Origin of the sequence: Streptomyces manipurensis, assembly GCF_049570255.1 — a bacterium.
In the GTDB taxonomy this organism is placed as follows: Bacteria; Actinomycetota; Actinomycetes; order Streptomycetales; family Streptomycetaceae; genus Streptomyces; species Streptomyces manipurensis.
This window is the reverse complement of record NZ_CP186950.1, coordinates 5,233,576-5,250,666: the sequence shown is the minus strand read 5'-3', so window position 1 is coordinate 5,250,666 and position 17,091 is coordinate 5,233,576. Positions and strand designations below refer to the sequence as shown.

Sequence of the window (17,091 nt, the reverse complement as noted above, 5' to 3'; positions counted from 1 at the left end):
CGCGATTCCTCGGGTCGGGGGCGTGGTGGTCGTCCCCCAGGGTATCCGCCCGCGCCGTCCGTCCGGCCCGGCGGGCGGGTTTCCCTCCCGCGGTGGGGGTCCGGGGCGCTCCCGGACCCCCGTGCGTCAGGAGAGGGCCGCCTCCACCGAGGCCGCCAGGGCGGCCGCGGCCGGGGCATCCAGGGGTTTGCCCTCCGGGGTGGTCACGTACAGGGTGTCCACGGCGTTCGCGCCCAGGGTGGAGACGTGCGCGCTGCGCACGCGGACCCCGCCGGCCTCCAGGGCCCGGCCGATCCGGTGCAGCAGCCCCACCGCGTCCGGTGCCCGCACCTCCAGGACCGTCGCCAGCGGGGACACCTCCGGGACCACGGTGACGCGGGGCGGCGGCGGGAGCACCCCGCGGCGGCGCGGGTAGGCGGCCTCCCGGTCCGCGAGCTTCGCCGGGACGTCCAGGGAGCCGTCGAGGGCGCGGACCAGGTCGCTGCGCAGCCGCGCCGACTCCGGCGGCGCCCCGTACTCGGCCGCCACCCGCCAGCGCAGTACGAGCACCTCGCCGAGCCGGTCGGGGAGCTCCACCGAGCGCAGGTCGGCCGCCCGTACGGTGAGCCGGTGCAGGGCCAGCACCCCGGCCGCGGCCGGGAGGACGCCCGGCTGGTCGGGGACGGCCAGCACCAGCTCCACGCCGACCGCGTCCGCCTCGTGGCGGGCGTGCAGCGCGAGCACCGGCTCGCCGGTGCGCAGGGCCTCCACCGCGAGGCGTTCCTGCTCGGCACTCGGGATGTCCGGGGCCCGCTCGGCGGGGGCCGTGCCCCGCAGGACGGCGGCGACCCGCGCGACGAGGTCGGCCACGAGGGATCCGCGCCAGGCGCTCCAGGCGGCGGGGCCGGTGGCGAGGGCGTCCGCCTCGGTGAGGGCGTGCAGTATCTCCAGCGTGCCCACCGAGCCCACGGCGTCGGCGACGGAGCGGAGCGTGGCCGGGTCGTCGAGGTCGCGCCGGGTCGCGGTGTCGATCAGCAGCAGGTGGTGGCGGACGAGCGTCCCCAGGACGGCGGCGTCCGGCGCGTCGAAGCCGACGCGGACGGCGACGTCGTGGGCGATGGTCTCCCCCACCACCGAGTGGTCGCCGGGCCAGCCCTTGCCGATGTCGTGCAGCAGGGCGGCCATCAGGAGCAGGTCGGGGCGGCCGACCCGGCGGGTGAGGGCGGAGGCCCGGACGGCCGTCTCGATGAGGTGGCGGTCCACCGTCCAGGTGTGGACGGGGTTGCGCTGGGGGCGGCACCGCACCCGCTCCCAGTCCGGGAGCAGCCGGGTGATCAGGCCCTCCGCCTCCATGGCCTCCCAGACGGCCACGGTCGGCTCCCCCGCGCCCAGCAGGGTGACGAGCTGCTCGCGCGCCTCGGCCGGCCAGGGCACCGGCAGCGGCTTGGCCTGCGTGGCGAGCCTGCGGACGGCGTGGGGCGAGACGGGCAGGCCGGCCTGGGCGGCGGCCGCGGCCAGGCGCAGGGGCAGGACGGGGTCCCGGTCCGGGCGGGCGGCCAGGGCCAGCACGGCCTCGCCGTCGGACTCCACCACCGCGTCGGCCAGGGGGGCCCGGTCGGCGGCCTGGGCGCCGCGGCCGCCGAGCAGGCCGCGCAGCCGGGGGCGGGCGGCGCGGGCCCGCAGGACACGTCCGACCTCGCGCCAGGTCACGTCGCCGGCGTACGCGACCACGCGGGCGGCCTCGTAGACCTCGCGCAGCAGTGCGTCGGCGTCGAGCAGGCCGAGCTGTGCCGCGACCTGGTCGTGCTCCTGGAGGGAGAGCCGGTCGGTGGCGCGGCCGGTCACCAGGTGGAGGGCGTCGCGGGTGTCCAGGAGCCGGCGGCGGGCCTCGGCGAGGCCCTCGCGGGGAGCGTCGGCGAGCCAGGAGGCGGCGACGGCGCGCAGGGCGGTGATGTCCCGGAGGCCGCCCCGGGCCTCCTTGAGGTCGGGTTCGAGCAGGAAGCGGAGCTCCCCGGCCCGCTCGGTCCGCTCGCGGCACAGGGAGTGCAGTTCGGGGAGTCTCTTCGGCGCCTGGTTGCGCCAGTCGGCCAGGACGGAGGTGCGCAGCCCGGCCAGGAGCCCCGCGTCGCCGGCGACCGTGCGGGCGTCCAGCAGGCCGAGGTGGACCTTCAGGTCCTCGGCCGCGGTCCTGCGGGCCTCGCCGGGGGTCCGTACCGAGTGGTCGAGGGCCAGGCCGAGGTCCCAGACGGGGTACCACAGCCGGTCGGCGAGGGCGCCCAGCGCCCGCGGTTCGGCCTTGCCGTCGTGCAGCAGCAGGAGGTCGAGGTCGCTGCGGGGGGAGAGCTCGGCCCTCCCGTACCCGCCGACGGCCACGAGGGTGGCCCCGCGGACCCCGGTCTCCCGTACGGCGGTCGCGAACAGCGCGCCCAGCCAGTCGTCGGTCAGCCCGGCCAGGGCGGAACGCCGTGCAGGCCCGGACCGCGACTCCTGCTGGAGGAGTCGCAGCCGGGCCGCGGCGTATCCGCTGGGTCCCGGGTCGGCCGTGTGGTCGGTGGTGTCTTCGACGCTCGTCACCCAGGAGCTCCCGTCGTCTAGAGCGCGTCGGCGCCGCGCTCGCCGGTGCGGACCCGGACGACCGAGTCCACCGGTACGCTCCACACCTTGCCGTCGCCGATCTTGCCGGTGCCGGCGGCGCTCACGACGACGTCGATGAGCTGTTCGGCGTCGTCGTCCTCAACCAGGACCTCGATGCGGATCTTCGGTACGAGGTCGACCTGGTACTCGGCGCCGCGGTAGACCTCGGTGTGGCCGCGCTGGCGGCCGTAGCCGCTGGCCTCGCTGACGGTGAGGCCCTGCACTCCGAAGGCCTGGAGCGCTTCCTTGATCTCGTCCAGCTTGTGCGGCTTGACGATGGCGGTGATCAGCTTCATGCGTCGACCTTCTTGCTCGTGGCGGAGAGGGTGGGTGCGGTGGTGCTCCGCGCGGCTGCTCCGCCACCGGCGCCACTGAAGTCGTATGCGGTCTCGGCGTGTTCGGTCTGGTCGATGCCGGAGACCTCTTCGTCCTCGGTGACGCGCATCCCCATGGTCCGGTCGAGGAGCAGGGCGAGCAGCGCGGATGCCACCAGAGAGTAGGCGAGGACGGAGAAGACGCCGATGGCCTGCTTGCCGAGCTGCTCCAGGCCGCCGCCGTAGAAGAGGCCGGCCGCGTCGGACTGGACCCCGCCGGTGGCGAAGAGGCCGACGAGGAGGGAGCCGGCGACGCCGCCGACGAGGTGGACGCCGACGACGTCGAGGGAGTCGTCGTAGCCGAACTTGTACTTGAGGCCCACGGCCATGGCGCACAGCACACCGGCGATGGCGCCGACGGCGATCGCGCCGAGCGGGCTGACGGAGCCGCCGGCCGGGGTGATGGCGACGAGGCCGGCGACCGCGCCGGAGGCGGCGCCGAGGGTGGTGAAGGAGCCGTGGCGCAGCTTCTCGTAGCCGAGCCAGGCGAGCATGGCGGCCGCGGTGGCGATCTGGGTGTTGACGAACATGACCGCGCCGACGCCGTCGTCGTTGCCGAGCCAGGAGCCGGCGTTGAATCCGAACCAGCCGAACCAGAGCAGGCCGGCGCCGAGCATCACCAGGGGGAGGCTGTGGGGGCGCATCGGGTCCTTCTTGAAACCGACGCGCTTGCCGATGACCAGGATGACGCCGAGGGCCGCGGCACCCGCGTTGATGTGGACGGCGGTGCCGCCCGCGAAGTCGATGACGCCCATCTCGAAGAGCCAGCCGCCGGCGCCCCAGACCCAGTGGGCGACGGGGAAGTAGACGACGGTGACCCAGAGCGCGGTGAACAGGATCCAGGCGCTGAACTTGACGCGGTCGGCGAGGGCGCCGCTGATCAGGGCCGGGGTGATGACGGCGAACATCAGCTGGAAGACGGCGAAGACGTAGACGGGGATGGTGTAGCCGTCCCAGAGCTCGGTGATCCCGATGCCGCTGAGGCCCACGTAGTCGGAGTTCCAGCCGATGAGGGAGCCGGAGTCGGTGCCGAAGGCGAGGCTGAAGCCGTAGAGGACCCAGAGGATCGTGACGATCCCCAGGCTGATGAAGCTCATCATCAGCATGTTGAGGCTGCTCTTGACGCGGACCATGCCTCCGTAGAAGAAGGCGAGTCCCGGGGTCATCAGCATGACCAGGGCGGAGCAGATGAGCATGAACCCGGTGTTCGCGGCAGACAGGGTCGGGGCGTCTGCTGCGAGGGTCGTGATGGCTGATGCCATCGGCGTCTCCTCGTCGTCGTACGTTCGCGTGCGGGCGATCGTGGGAACCTGAGCGGCGGCAGAAGGAACTGGCCGGTTATTGGCCATGAGATTCGCGCAGGCCGGTTTCCGGCGGCGCCGCTCGGTGTTTCGCTCCGATGACGAAGAGGTCGGGCGTGTTACGCGTCCATGAACTGGGCGGTGGTGCGGCCGGCCGCGGCGGTACCCGGACGTCCTGGCTGGGGGAGCCTGATCGGGCTTCTCGGGGTGACCGCCGCGGCCGGGGTCTTCGGGGAGGGCCCGGGGGCCGTCAGACGGCCTCCGCGGCCTCGGGGAGGCGGGAGGTGAGGTGGTCGGTGAGCCGCACCACCTCGGCGACGTCGCCGTATTCACGGGCGGCGCTGTCGACAGTCTTGCGCAGTCGGGTGTTCACCCGTTCGGAGCGCACCTTTCCCGCCACGTCGAGGGCCCGGTCGACGAGCGAGGCGGCCTGCTCGGGCTCGCGCTGGAGCAGGTGGACGGTGGCCATGCCGATGAGGTTGAGGGCGTAGGAGCGCTGGTGCTCCTGGTCCTTCTCGAACAGTTCGACGGCCCGTTCCATGACGGGTTCGGCGAGGGAGGCGTACATGGGGCTGCGCCCGGCGACGTAGGCCAGGTCGCGGAAGGAGTGGGAGTTCTCGCCGTTGAGCTCGGCCTCGGAGAAGAAGCGGATCCAGTCGGGCTCGGGCTCGCCGCCGAGGCCCACGTCGCCGAAGGTGTCCTCGGCCATCCGGACGGCCCGCTTGCAGCGGCTGGGCTGGCCCATGTTGGCGTACGCGCGGGCCTCCATCGCATACAGCATGGCCTGGGTGCGCGGGCCGGCGCAGTCGCGGCTGCCGTACTGCGCGAGGTGGATGAGCTCCAGGGCGTCCTCGGGGCGCCCGAGGTGGATCATCTGGCGGCTCATGTTGGACAGGATGTAGGAGCCGAGGGGCTTGTCCCCGGCCTCCTTGGCGGCGTGCAGCGCGAGGACGAAGTACTTCTGAGCGGTGGGGTGCAGGCCGATGTCGTAGCTCATCCAGCCGGCCAGCTCGGCGAGTTCCGCGGCGACCTTGAACAGCCGCTTCGTCACCGGGGCGGGGTGCCGGTCCTGGAGCAGGTCGGTGACCTCGTGGAGCTGGCCCACGACGGCCTTGCGGCGCAGGCCGCCGCCGCACTGGGCGTCCCACTGGCGGAACATGACGGTGGTGGCGTCGAGGAGGTCGAGTTCCGGTTCGGAGAGCCGGGGCGGGCGGTGGCCGCCGAGGGCGCCCGCCGGCCCCGGCTCCCGCGGTCCCGGGTCGGCGGCCGGGACGGGGACGAGCCAGCGCTGCATCGGCTCGATGAGGGCGGGGCCGGCGGAGAGGGCGAGCGAGGTCCCGAGGAAGCCGCGGCGGGCCAGCATCAGGTCGCTGCGGGAGAACTCGCCGAGCAGCTCGACGGTCTGCGGGCCGGCCCAGGGGAGGTCGACCCCGGAGACGGAGGGCGTCTGGTGCGCGGTGCGCAGGCCGAGCTGCTCGATGGCGACGACGGAGCCGAAGCGCTCGGAGAACAGCTCGGAGAGGATCCGCGGGACGGGCTCGCGCGGCTGCTCGCCGTCGAGCCAGCGGCGCACCCGGGAGGTGTCGGTGCTGATGTGGTGGGCGCCCATCTGGCGGGCGCGGCGGTTGACCTGGCGCGCGAGTTCGCCCTTGGACCATCCGCTGCGGACGAACCACGAGGTCAGCTGGTCGTTCCGCGCAGCAGCAGCGCTGTCGCCCGTTCCGCTTGCGCCGTTGCCGCTCACTGGAACGCCCCCATCCGTTCAGCCTCTTCCGTACGAAACCCTGGCCGGGGCGCGGAGCGTCCCCACGGACCTTCACAGGTCCTTCACGGATTGCCTCCGGCATACCCACGGATGGGCCCGCCTCCGGTTTCGTGTACCGAAAGTAATCCTACGATCACCCCTGCGGCGAGGCCGTTCTCGGAAACGCCACCATTCGCCACCCCTTCGAATGAACTCGCCACCGGCCAGGCGCGATTCACTTGACACCAAGGTGAAACGGACCGGTTGGACTGGAGTGCGCCGGGGGCGCGCGCGGCGAGGAGTGCGCCGGGCGGCGGCCGGCGGCACACCGCCGCGGATCCGCGGCGCGGTGCCGCGGGAGGCGTGCAGCAGGCCCCTCCGACGCCGTCACCCCGGGCGTCGTAACCACCGGCGCGTCCGACCCGTTGGAGGGGGCATGGGCATGGGCATGGGTTTCACGATCGGCGGCAGCCGCGGCACCCGGGAGTTCCGTTCCGGCACCCGGCGCCGCGGCCGGACCTCGGAGTGCACGGCGGTGGCGGAGTACACCGGGCTGTGGGGCTGGGACGTGGTCCCCGGGGCCCGCGCGGCCTCCCCCGCCCGCGCGTGCTCCTGCGGGGACGCACGGTGCGCGGCACCCGGCGCCCACCCGCTGGCCTTCGCCCCGGCGGTCGCTGCCGGGGCCACGCTCGACGAGGTCACGCAGGCCTGGGGCAAGTGTCCGGGCGCCGCGATCCTGCTGCCCGTGGGCCGCTCCTTCGACGTCATCGAGGTCTCCGAGGAGGCCGGGCGACGCGCCCTGGTGCGGCTGGAGCGGATGGGCCTGCCGCTCGGCCCGGTCGTCGTCACCGAGGAGGGCCGGGCGCAGTTCTTCGTCGCCCCCGGCGCGGCGGCGGAGCTGCCCCAGCTGCTGTACCGGATGGGCTGGGACGACGCCGACCTCGACCTCAGGGCCCTCGGGCAGGGTTCCTACGTGACGGCTCCCCTCTCGGACCGGGCCGGGCTGGGCCAGTCCGGCTGGCTGCGTCCGCCCACGCTCGACTCGGCCGGCCGGCCGCCGCAGGCCCGCCTCCTGCTGGGCACCCTGGCCTACATCTGTCACCGCTTCCGCCGCTAGGCCGTCCCCCGCGCATACGGCTGCCCCCGCGTTCCAGTGCGGAACGCGGGGGCAGCCGTATGCGCGCGGGGGTGGTGCGCTCAGTCGCCGATCAGGGCGTCGACGAACGCCTCCGGCTCGAAGGGGGCCAGGTCGTCGGCGCCCTCGCCGAGCCCGATGAGCTTGACGGGGACGCCCAGCTCGCGCTGGACGGCGACGACGATGCCGCCCTTGGCCGTGCCGTCGAGCTTGGTGAGGACGATGCCGGTGATGTCCACGACCTCGGCGAAGACGCGGGCCTGGGTCAGGCCGTTCTGGCCGGTGGTGGCGTCCAGGACCAGCAGGATCTCGTCCAGCGGGCCGTGCTTCTCCACGACGCGCTTGACCTTGCCGAGCTCGTCCATGAGGCCGGTCTTGGTGTGCAGTCGGCCCGCGGTGTCGATGAGCACCACGTCGGCGCCCTCGGCGATGCCCTCCTTGACCGCGTCGTAGGCGATGGACGCCGGGTCCCCGCCCTCGGGTCCGCGCACGGTACGGGCGCCGACGCGCTCGCCCCAGGTCTGGAGCTGGTCCGCGGCGGCCGCGCGGAAGGTGTCGGCCGCGCCGAGGACCACGCTGCGGCCGTCGGCCACGAGGACCCGCGCGAGCTTGCCGGTGGTGGTGGTCTTGCCGGTCCCGTTGACGCCGACGACCATGATCACGCCGGGGGTGTCCTCGCCGCTCTCCGTCTTCACGGCGCGGTCGAGGTCGGTGCCGACCAGGGTCAGCAGCTCCTCCTTGAGCAGGGCGCGCAGGTCCGCCGGAGTGCGGGTGCCGAGCACCTTGACCCGCTCGCGGAGCCGGTCGACGAGCTCCTGGGTGGGCACGACGCCGACGTCGGCGACAAGGAGGGTCTCCTCGATCTCCTCCCAGGTGTCCTCGTCGAGGTGCTCGCGGGAGAGCAGGGTGAGCAGCCCCTTGCCCAGGGAGTTCTGGGACCGGGCGAGGCGGGCGCGCAGCCGGACCAGGCGGCCGGCGGTGGGCTCCGGCACCTCGATCGCGGGCGCGGCCGGGGCCTCGGGCTCGACCGCGGGCTCGGCCGCGGGGGCCTCGACAGGAGCCTCGGCCTGCGGGAGTCCGACCTCCTCGATCGTGCGGCGCGGCTCTTCCGCCGTCTCTACGGCGTCCTCCCCCACCTGCGGTTCGGCAGGCGGGGCAGTGATGGTCGGCGTGCTCGGGGGCGGGGGCGGCGGCAGCTGCTTCTTCTTGCGGCTGCTGACCACGAGCCCGCTGATCGCGCCGACCGCGACCAGGGCGATGACTACAGCAAGGATGAGGATGTCCATAACCCCACCAGTATCGGCCACGGCCCCCTCGGAGCCGGGAACCCCGGCGTTCCGGGCCGGACGTAAGCCTCTGTTTGTGCTTTTAGCAGCACATCTACGATGATGGGCGACTTCCCCGTACCCCTCCCAGGGAGCACCCGCATGCCTGCCGAGCCCGCCGACGGCGGAACCGAATCCGCGATGGAGACCCGCGGCCTGGAGCCCGTCCCGGACGCCGAGCGCGGTGGCAGGGTCCGCGAGCTCGTCCCCACCTGGGTCGCCGCCAACATCAGCGTGCTGCTGCTGACCATGGGCGCCGGTCTGGTGATCTTCAACGGGCTGAACATCTGGCAGGTGCTGGTCGTCGCGGCCGTCGCGCCGGTGGTCTCGTACGGGATCGTCGGCCTGATATCCATCGCCGGGAAGCGCGGCGGCGCGCCGGGCATGGCGCTGTCGCGGGCGGTGTTCGGGCAGCGCGGGAACCTCTTCCCGGGCGCGCTGATCTGGGTGGCCCGCTGGGGCTGGGAGACGATCAACGCGGTGAGCGGCGCCTACGCCGTCCTGACCGTGCTGGACCTGCTGTTCGGCATCGAGAGCAACACCGTGCTGATCGTCGTCACCCTGCTCTTCTTCGTGGGGTGCACCTTCCTGGTCTCCGGCCTCGGCATCACCGCGCTGCGGGTCTGCTCGACGTGGTCGACGTACCTCTTCGGCGCGTTCAGCGTGCTGGTCCTCGGCTACCTGGTCTTCACCACGGACTGGTCGGCGGTCTTCGCCAAGCCGGCCGGTTCGACCGCGATGATGGTCGCGGGCATCGGCACCATCGCGGCGGGCGGCATCAGCTGGGTCCCCTCGGGTCCCGACTTCACCCGCTACCTGCCGCGCACCGCCTCCTCCCGCGCGGTGGTCGGGGCGACCGTGGGAGGCGCGGGCATCGTCGTGCTCCCGATGGTCCTGATGGGCGCGGTCATGGCCGTCGGCACCCCCGACCTGGCCACCGCCCAGGACCCGGTCTCCTTCATCGGCGAGCTGCTCCCCACCTGGATCGCGGTGCCGTACCTGCTGGTCGCGCTCGTCGGCATGCTGCTGATCAACTCGATGTCCATGTACTCGGCCGGCTTCACCGCGCAGACCCTCGGCATCAAGGTGCCGCGAGCGTGGGCCGTCAGCGTGAACGCGGTCATCAGCCTGGTCTTCGGCTTCCTGCTGATGGTGGTGGCCACGAGCTTCTTCGGCTCCTTCATCTCCTTCCTCACCCTGCTCGCCGTGGCGTTCTCGGCGTGGATCGGCGTCTTCGGCGTGGACATGCTGCGCCGCACCTCCTACGACGGCGCCGCCCTGCTGGACACCACGCGGACCAGCGCCTACTGGTACCGGGGCGGCTTCGCCTGGCAGGCCATGACCGCGTGGGCGGCGGCCCTGGTGGTGGGCCTGCTCTTCACCGAGGTGGACTGGTTCGGCGGACCGCTGGCCACCACCTGGATCGGGCGCAACGGCCTCGGCTGGGTGATGGGCATCGTGACCTCCGGCCTGCTGTACGCCGTACTGCCGCGCACGCCGGCGCACGGCGGCGCGGCCGCCGCGCCGGAGCGGGAGCCCGAACCGGCCGGATCACTGTCCAACTGACGCCACGTCAGCTAACGTCCCCCTTCGCCCGCACACCCCATCCGGCGAAGGGGGACTCCTCCATGCCCGTCACCGTGGCCCGCTTCAACCTGGTCGACCCGAACGGCACCCCCGAGTCGCTCTCCGCCCGCTACAGGACGGCGCTGGAGATGGCGCGGTACGCCGACGACCGCGGCGTCGACACCGTCCAGACCGAGGAGCACCACGGGACGGCGAACAACTGGATGCCCTCCCCCTTCGCCTTCGCCGGCGCGGTCTTCGGGGCCACCCGCCGGATCGCCGTCACCGTCTCGGCGGTCATCGGCCCGCTCCACGACCCGCTGAAGGTCGCCGAGGACATCGCCGTCCTGGACCTGCTGAGCGGGGGACGGCTCGTCACGGTCGCGGGGATCGGTTACCGGCCCGAGGAGTACGAACAGCACGGCGTGGAGTGGGGCCGGCGCGGCCGGCTCCAGGACGAGCTGCTGGAGACCCTGCTGAAGGCATGGACCGGCGAGCCCTTCGCGTTCCGCGGCCGGACGGTACGGGTCACCCCCGCGCCGTTCACCCGGCCGCACCCGCTGCTGCTGGTGGGCGGGAGCTCGGAGGCGGCGGCCCGGCGCGCGGCCCGTCTGGGCCTCCCGTTCTTCCCCAGCGCGCACCTGCCGGAGCTGGAGGCGTACTACACGGCGCGGCTTGCGGAGTACGGCACGGAGGGCTTCTGCATGATGCCGGCCGCCGAGACCCCGCTGCTGCACGTCGCGGAGGACCCCGACCGGGTCTGGGCGGAGTACGGCGAGCACTTCCTGCACGAGGCCGCCACGTACGCCTCATGGCAGTCGAAGGACATCCGCAGCGCCGTACGGTCGGGCGCGCGCTCGGTGGCGGAGCTGCGCGAGGAGGGCGTCTACCGGGTCCTGACCCCGGACGAGGCGGTCGCGTACGGCCGCGGCGCGGGCGAGGCGGGGAACCTGGTCCTGCATCCGCTGTGCGGCGGGATGCCGCTGGACGAGGGCTGGCGCAGTCTGCACCTGCTGTGCGAACGGGTACTGCCCCGGCTCAAGGGCTGAGCCGGGGCAGTACCGAGGAGAAGGGGTGGTGGCGGGGTTGGTCACCCCATCTCCTCCAGCGCCTTGCCCTTGGTCTCCGGCACCCACTTGAGGACGAACGGGATCGAGAGCAGTGCGAAGACGGTGTAGATCACGTAGGCACCGGAGAGGTTCCAGTCGGAGAGGGACGGGAACGTGACGGTGATGACCCAGTTGGCGATCCACTGGGCCGAGGCGGCGACGCCGAGTGCCGCGGCGCGGATCCGGTTGGGGAACATCTCGCCGAGCAGCACCCAGACGACCACGCCCCAGGACAGGGCGAAGAAGAGCACGAAGGAGTGGGCGGCGATCAGGGCCACGGTGCCCTGGGCGTCGGGCATGGTGATGTCGTCGCCCGTGCCGGTGGTGAAGGAGAACGCCCAGGCGCAGAGGCCGAGCGAGATCGCCATGCCGGCGGAGCCGATGAGGGCGAGCGGCTTGCGGCCGATCCGGTCGACGAAGATCATCGCGATCACCGTGCCGATGATGTTGATGATCGACGTGGTGAAGGAGTAGAGGAAGGAGCTGGTCGGGTCGATGCCGACGGACTGCCACAGCGAGGAGCTGTAGTAGAAGATCACGTTGATGCCGACGAGCTGTTGGAAGACCGAGAGGCCGATGCCGATCCAGACGATCGGCAGGAAGCCGAAGCGCCCGCCGAGCAGGTCCTTGAAGGTGGACTTGTGCTCGGAGTGCATCGCGTGCTCGATCTCGCGGACGCGTGCGTCGAGGTCGATCTTCGTGCCCTCGACCTCGGTGAGGACCGTGCGGGCCTCGTCGGTGCGGCCGACCGAGATCAGGAAGCGGGGGGACTCGGGGATGACGAAGGACATGAGCCCGTAGAGCACGGCCGGGACGACCATGACGCCCAGCATCCACTGCCAGGCCTCCAGGCCCCCGATCTCACCGCGCTGGTCGCCGTCGGCGAGGTTGAGGATCCCCCAGTTGACGAGCTGGGAGACGGCGATGCCGATGACGATGGCGGCCTGCTGGAAGGAGGCGAGCCGGCCGCGGTAGGCGGGCGGGGAGACCTCGGCGATGTAGGCCGGGCCGATGACCGAGGCCATGCCGATGCCGAAGCCGCCGATCACGCGCCACATGGCGAGGTCCCAGAGGGCGAACGGCAGGGCGGACCCGATGGCGCTCGCGGTGAAGAGCACGGCCGCGATCTGCATGCAGCGGATGCGGCCGATCCGGTCGGCGAGGCGGCCCGCGGTCGCGGCGCCGATGGCGCAGCCGATCAGCGCGGCGGCGATCACCTGGGCGAGGGCCTCGGACCCGACGTCGAAGCGTTCGCGGATGGCGACGACGGCGCCGTTGATGACGGAGCTGTCGTACCCGAAGAGGAAGCCGCCCATGGCAGCGGCCGCGGTGATGAAGATGACGTGACCGAGGTGGTCGGGCTGCGGCGAGGATCCGCCGCCGGGCGTCGGCGCGTGCGCTGTGCTGCTGGTCAAGGTGGGCTCCGTGGGGGTTTCGTCCGTCCTTACAGTGGCGCACAGGTCAAGATCGGGCACCACTCGAAGGCGGGAGACGGCGGAGCGAGCCTATTCGTTCATTTCCTGAAGTCAATACCTGGGGTTACGTTCGCGTGAACCAGAAGGAGGCCCCGGTGGATTCACTTCTTGAATAAGCTACTCGTCAGCGCAGCCTCTGGCTGATGACCTTGGAGACCCCGTCGCCCTGCATGGACACGCCGTACAGCGCGTCCGCGACCTCCATCGTCCGCTTCTGGTGGGTGATCACGATCAGCTGTGAGCTCTCCTGGAGTTCCTCCATGATCCTGATCAGCCGCTGCAGGTTGGTGTCGTCCAGCGCGGCCTCCACCTCGTCCATCACGTAGAACGGGCTGGGGCGCGCCTTGAAGATGGACACCAGCAGTGCCACGGCCGTCAGCGAGCGCTCGCCGCCGGAGAGCAGCGACAGGCGCTTGACCTTCTTGCCCGGGGGACGGGCCTCCACCTCCACCCCCGTGGTCAGCATGTTGTCCGGGTCGGTCAGCACCAACCTGCCCTCGCCCCCGGGGAACAAGCGCGAGAACACCCCCTCGAATTCGCGGGCCGTGTCCCGGTAGGCCTCCGTGAAGACCTGCTCGACCCGCATGTCGACCTCCTTCACCACTTGAAGGAGGTCGGCCCGGGTCTTGCGGAGGTCCTCCAGCTGCTCGCTGAGGAACTGGTGACGTTCCTCCAGGGCGGCGAACTCCTCCAGCGCCAGCGGGTTGACCTTGCCGAGCTGCTGATAGGCCCGCTCGGCCGCCTTGAACCGCTTCTCCTGCTGCGCGCGCACGAACGGTCCCGGCCGGTTGCGCGGGTGCTCCGGGTCCTCGGGCAGCTCCTCGCCGTCGGCCGGCGGGGACGGCGGGACCGGCTGGTCGGGACCGTACTCGGCGACCAGCCCGACGGGCTCCATGCCGAGCTCCTCCAGCGCCTTCGCCTCCAGCGCCTCGATGCGCAGCCGCTGTTCCGCTCCGAGCACCTCGCCGCGGTGGACGGAGTCGGTGAGCTTGTCCAGCTCGCCCTTCAGCCCGCGCCCCTCGCTCCTCGCCCCGTCGAGCTCCTGCTCGCGCAGCACCTTGGCCGCCTCGGCCAGGGCACGCTCGGCGTCGGCCCGGTGCAGCGAGACCTCCACGTGCGCGAGGAGCTGGCGGGCGCCGTCGGCGACCGCCCGGGCCACCTCCGCCTCCTGCCGGCGCCGGGCGCGGCGGCGCTCGGCCCGGGCCCGGGCCTCGCGCTCCGCCCGGGCCGCCCGATCGAGGGAATCCGCCCGCCCGGCCAGCCCCTTGACCCGTTCCTCGTGGGTGCGCAGCTGCAGCCGCGCCTCCATCTCGGTCTGCCGGGCGTTGGCCCCGTCGGCCGCGAGGCGGTCCCGGCGGGAGCCGTCCGGCTCCTCCTCCACCGGGATCTCCTCGGCGACGGCCAGCCGCTCCGCGCACTCCTCGACCTCGGCCAGCGCCTGTTCCAGGGCCTCCTGCGCCTTGGCCGCCGCCGCGGCGCCGCGTTCGGCCTCCCCCGCTGCGCCCTTCGCCTGGCCCGCGAGGCGCCCGAGCTGCTGTGCGACACCGGCGCGGGCCTGCTCGACGGCCCTGCGCCGCTCGGCGAGTTCCTCCACCAGGGCGGCCGCGTCCTGGCGCCGCGCCTGCGCGGCAGCGCGCGCCTCGGTGAGTTCCCGGCAGCGTTCGTCCGACCGGGTGAGTTCGGCCGCCGCCTCGTCCACCGCCGCCTGCACCTCGATCAGGCTCGGGGCGCCGGCGGAACCGCCGTGCGCGAGGTGCGCGCCGAGGACGTCGCCCTCCAGGGTCACCGCCACCGTCGTCGGCGCGTCCCGCACCAGGGCCTCGGCCTCGTCGAGGGTGCCGACCACGACGTGGTCCCGCAGCACCCACGCCACGGCCCGCAGCAGCTCGGCGTCCCCGCCGACCAGCTCGGTGACGGCCACCGGCGCGGTGCGGCGTGCGCCGTCGGGGGCCGGGGAGGGGTGCGGCAGGGCGGCCGGCCCGGCCGCGGGCACGTCCGCCCGCCGCGGGGCGTCGTGGCCGGGGGCGGCCGCCGGCGCCGGAACCGGGGCGGCCGCGGGGTCCGCGGCCAGGACCGCGGCCGCGGCCGCCTGGTCAGCCGGCCGGACGGGCCCGGGCGATACGGGTACGGGGACGCCGGGCTCCGCCGCCCCGCCGGGGAGGGCGGGCGGCGGGGTGATCAGCAGGGTGGCGCGGCCCGCGTCCGCGGTGCGCAGGTGGCGCAGCGCCTCGGCCGCCGCGTGCGGGGAGGCCACCGCGAGGGCGTCCGCCGCCGAGCCCAGTGCCGCAGCCACGGCGGCCTCGTACCCCGGGGTGACCGTGAGCCGCTGCGCCGCGGGCCCGAGCAGGCCCGCCAGCCGGTCCCGCGCCGCGAGCAGTGCGCCCGTACCGTCCTTGCGGCGCAGCCCCAGCGCCAGCGCGTCGCGCCGCGCGGACACCGCCGCCCGCGCGCTCTCGGCGGCCGACAGGGCCTCGCGGGCGGCGGAGAGAGCGGCCTCGGCCTCCTTCAGCTCCGCCCGGGCCGCCTCGTGGTCCTCCTCGGCCGACGGCTCGTCGAGCCCGCCGACCTCCTCCGCCAGTGCCTCGTACTCCGCCTGGGCCGCGGCGGCCCGGGCCTGTGCCTCGTCGCGCGCCAGGACGAGCCGGTCGATCCCGGCCTGCGCCGCCCCGGCCCGGGAGCGGGCCGCGCCGAGCCGGCCCGTCAGCCGGGCCAGGCCCTCACGCCGGTCGGCGATGGCCCGGGCGGCGTCGCGCAGCCGCCGCTCCTCCTCGGCCAGCTCGCGTTCCAGCTCCGCCCGGTGACCGGTGGTGTCCTCCAGGGCGCGGGAGGCCGCCTCCAGAGCGGCCGTCAGTTCCGCCTCCTGCTCACGGATCCGCGCGGCCTCGCGCTCCATGTCCTCGGGGTCACGGCCGCGCCGCTCCTCCTCCGCGGGTGCGGTGGCGCTCCTGACCCGGGCGTCGGCGAGGGAGGCGGTGCCGCGGACCCGTTCGGCGAGCTGCGAGAGGGCGTACCAGGTCTGCTGGGCCCGCTGGAGGCGCGGGGTGAGCTCCCGTACGGCCTCCTCCAGTTCGGCCTCGCGCCGCAGCGCCGCAGCGAGCCTGCGCTCGGCCTCCTCCTTGCGCTCCTTCAGCGCGGCCTCGTCGGCGATCTCGGCGTCGAGCGCCCGGCGCAGGGCGACCAGGTCGTCGGCGAGCAGGCGCAGCCGCGCGTCCCGCAGGTCGGCCTGGATGACGGCTGCGCGGCGGGCGACGGCCGCCTGCCGGCCCAGGGGCTTGAGCTGCCGGCGCAGTTCCTCGCCGAGGTCCTGGACGCGGGCGAGGTTGGCCTGCATCGCGTCGAGCTTGCGCAGGGCTTTTTCCTTGCGCTTGCGGTGCTTGAGGACGCCGGCCGCCTCCTCGATGAAGGCGCGGCGTCCCATCGGGTCGGCGTGCAGGACGGAGTCCAGCTGGCCCTGGCCGACGATGACGTGCATCTCGCGGCCGATGCCGGAGTCGGAGAGCAGGTCCTGGATGTCCAGCAGGCGGCAGGTGTCGCCGTTGATCTGGTACTCGCTGCTGCCGCCGCGGAACATGATGCGGGTGATGGTGACTTCGGCGTAGTCGATGGGCAGCGCGCCGTCGGAGTTGTCGATCGTGAGGGAGACCTCGGCGCGGCCGAGCGGCGGCCGGCCGGTGGTCCCGGCGAAGATGACGTCCTCCATCTTCCCGCCGCGCAGGGACTTGGCCCCCTGTTCGCCCATGACCCAGGACAGTGCGTCCACCACGTTGGACTTGCCCGATCCGTTCGGGCCCACCACGCAGGTGATGCCCGGTTCGAAGCGGAGGGTGGTGGCGGAGGCGAAGGACTTGAAGCCTCGCAGGGTCAGGGACTTGAGGTGCACGCCGCCGGACTCTACCTCTCACGTCCGGTTTCACCCATGAAGGTGCAGGGCACGATCGACGTCAGAGGCACCAGGCCCCCCACCTGGCCCTGTGGGCCCGCGGGGGCGGCGACAGAAAGAAGGGACGCCGGAGCGTCCCTTGCAGATCATGCGGGGGCTGGAGTCGAGCGACGAGTGAAGCGCGGATCAGGTGAGCGCAGGCTCCGCCTGGGGTACGTCGATGTCGATGCTGTCCAGCAGCGAGTCTCCGTCGTGCTGAGCGGCGGCCGCGTTCAGCGCGTCATTTTCGGACTGAATCCGTACGAGCTCGGACTCGAGGTCCTGGACGCGCTGCTGAAGCCGTCGCATCTCGGCGAGGAGTCGCGGGTCGGAACCGCCGACGTAACCGAGAAGCGCCTTTGCCATGATGGATGGTCCTCCACACTGAGTGACCGACCGAAGCGGTGTGGGTCGTGAGGGAATCGCACCCGCGGATGTCCGACAGCGACTGTCAGTCACTGCGCTTACTACTGCCAACACTGCCAAACAGCTCAGGTGCGCGGGGCTTCCAGCGTCTCACCAAAAAGTTT

General features: G+C 73.1%; 11 protein-coding genes. 3 read left to right on the top strand and 8 right to left on the bottom strand.

The window, feature by feature from the left end; all coding sequences use genetic code 11:
* Positions 1-126: 126 nt before the first annotated feature.
* From ACPU2J_RS24390 to ACPU2J_RS24375, 4 genes are all read right to left on the bottom strand, one after another.
* On the bottom strand, positions 127-2,553 hold the full coding sequence (locus ACPU2J_RS24390; protein WP_423833980.1) for a [protein-PII] uridylyltransferase: 2,427 nt from the start codon (positions 2,551-2,553) through the stop codon (positions 127-129).
* A gap of 17 nt (positions 2,554-2,570) precedes the next feature.
* On the bottom strand, positions 2,571-2,909 hold the full coding sequence (locus tag ACPU2J_RS24385) for a P-II family nitrogen regulator (RefSeq protein WP_361604154.1): 339 nt from the start codon (positions 2,907-2,909) through the stop codon (positions 2,571-2,573).
* Positions 2,906-4,249 carry an ammonium transporter gene (locus ACPU2J_RS24380; protein WP_361604157.1) on the bottom strand — a complete coding sequence of 448 codons (1,344 nt, stop codon included), beginning with the start codon at positions 4,247-4,249 and terminating at the stop codon, positions 2,906-2,908. Before ACPU2J_RS24380 ends, ACPU2J_RS24385 begins: the two co-directional genes overlap by 4 nt.
* 289 nt (positions 4,250-4,538) lie before the next feature.
* On the bottom strand, positions 4,539-6,032 hold the full coding sequence (locus ACPU2J_RS24375; RefSeq protein ID WP_423833979.1) for a hypothetical protein: 1,494 nt from the start codon (positions 6,030-6,032) through the stop codon (positions 4,539-4,541).
* Between the two features lie 448 nt (positions 6,033-6,480).
* On the opposite strand from ACPU2J_RS24375, the gene ACPU2J_RS24370 reads away from it, so the two are divergent.
* Positions 6,481-7,149, top strand: coding sequence for a bifunctional DNA primase/polymerase (locus ACPU2J_RS24370; protein ID WP_423835004.1), 669 nt, complete (start codon positions 6,481-6,483; stop codon positions 7,147-7,149).
* A gap of 80 nt (positions 7,150-7,229) precedes the next feature.
* Here ACPU2J_RS24370 and ftsY read toward each other — a convergent pair whose 3' ends face one another.
* Positions 7,230-8,453 (bottom strand): signal recognition particle-docking protein FtsY, encoded by a 1,224-nt coding sequence (gene ftsY, locus ACPU2J_RS24365; RefSeq protein ID WP_365079767.1) that lies wholly within the window; start codon positions 8,451-8,453, stop codon positions 7,230-7,232.
* A 141-nt stretch (positions 8,454-8,594) separates the two neighbouring features.
* Between ftsY and ACPU2J_RS24360 the strand changes: the two genes are divergently transcribed.
* Complete coding sequence (locus tag ACPU2J_RS24360; protein ID WP_420079482.1) at positions 8,595-10,058, top strand: cytosine permease; 1,464 nt, start codon at positions 8,595-8,597, stop codon at positions 10,056-10,058.
* A gap of 62 nt (positions 10,059-10,120) precedes the next feature.
* Positions 10,121-11,107, top strand: coding sequence for an LLM class flavin-dependent oxidoreductase (locus tag ACPU2J_RS24355; RefSeq protein WP_420079483.1), 987 nt, complete (start codon positions 10,121-10,123; stop codon positions 11,105-11,107).
* Between the two features lie 41 nt (positions 11,108-11,148).
* Here the strand turns inward: ACPU2J_RS24355 and ACPU2J_RS24350 are convergent, their stop codons facing one another.
* The 3 genes from ACPU2J_RS24350 to ACPU2J_RS24340 all read right to left on the bottom strand — a co-directional run bounded on the left by ACPU2J_RS24350 (position 11,149) and on the right by ACPU2J_RS24340 (position 16,927).
* The gene (locus tag ACPU2J_RS24350) at positions 11,149-12,582 is read right to left on the bottom strand and encodes a sugar porter family MFS transporter (protein WP_365496785.1); all 1,434 of its coding nucleotides are present in this window, start codon (positions 12,580-12,582) and stop codon (positions 11,149-11,151) included.
* A gap of 184 nt (positions 12,583-12,766) precedes the next feature.
* Positions 12,767-16,522: an AAA family ATPase gene (locus ACPU2J_RS24345; RefSeq protein WP_423833978.1), complete on the bottom strand. Its 3,756-nt coding sequence runs from the start codon at positions 16,520-16,522 to the stop codon at positions 12,767-12,769.
* Between the two features lie 186 nt (positions 16,523-16,708).
* Positions 16,709-16,927: a hypothetical protein gene (locus ACPU2J_RS24340; protein ID WP_030032603.1), complete on the bottom strand. Its 219-nt coding sequence runs from the start codon at positions 16,925-16,927 to the stop codon at positions 16,709-16,711.
* Positions 16,928-17,091: the final 164 nt, after the last annotated feature.

Bases quoted from the DNA above. Each gene is read 5' to 3' on its own strand.
- ACPU2J_RS24370 (WP_423835004.1), top strand. From the start codon at position 6,481: ATGGGTTTCACGATCGGCGGCAGCCGCGGCACCCGGGAGTTCCGTTCC.
- ACPU2J_RS24340 (WP_030032603.1), bottom strand. From the start codon at position 16,927: ATGGCAAAGGCGCTTCTCGGTTACGTCGGCGGTTCCGACCCGCGACTC.
- ftsY (WP_365079767.1), bottom strand. From the start codon at position 8,453: ATGGACATCCTCATCCTTGCTGTAGTCATCGCCCTGGTCGCGGTCGGC.
- ACPU2J_RS24385 (WP_361604154.1), bottom strand. From the start codon at position 2,909: ATGAAGCTGATCACCGCCATCGTCAAGCCGCACAAGCTGGACGAGATC.
- ACPU2J_RS24380 (WP_361604157.1), bottom strand. From the start codon at position 4,249: ATGGCATCAGCCATCACGACCCTCGCAGCAGACGCCCCGACCCTGTCT.
- ACPU2J_RS24355 (WP_420079483.1), top strand. From the start codon at position 10,121: ATGCCCGTCACCGTGGCCCGCTTCAACCTGGTCGACCCGAACGGCACC.
- ACPU2J_RS24360 (WP_420079482.1), top strand. From the start codon at position 8,595: ATGCCTGCCGAGCCCGCCGACGGCGGAACCGAATCCGCGATGGAGACC.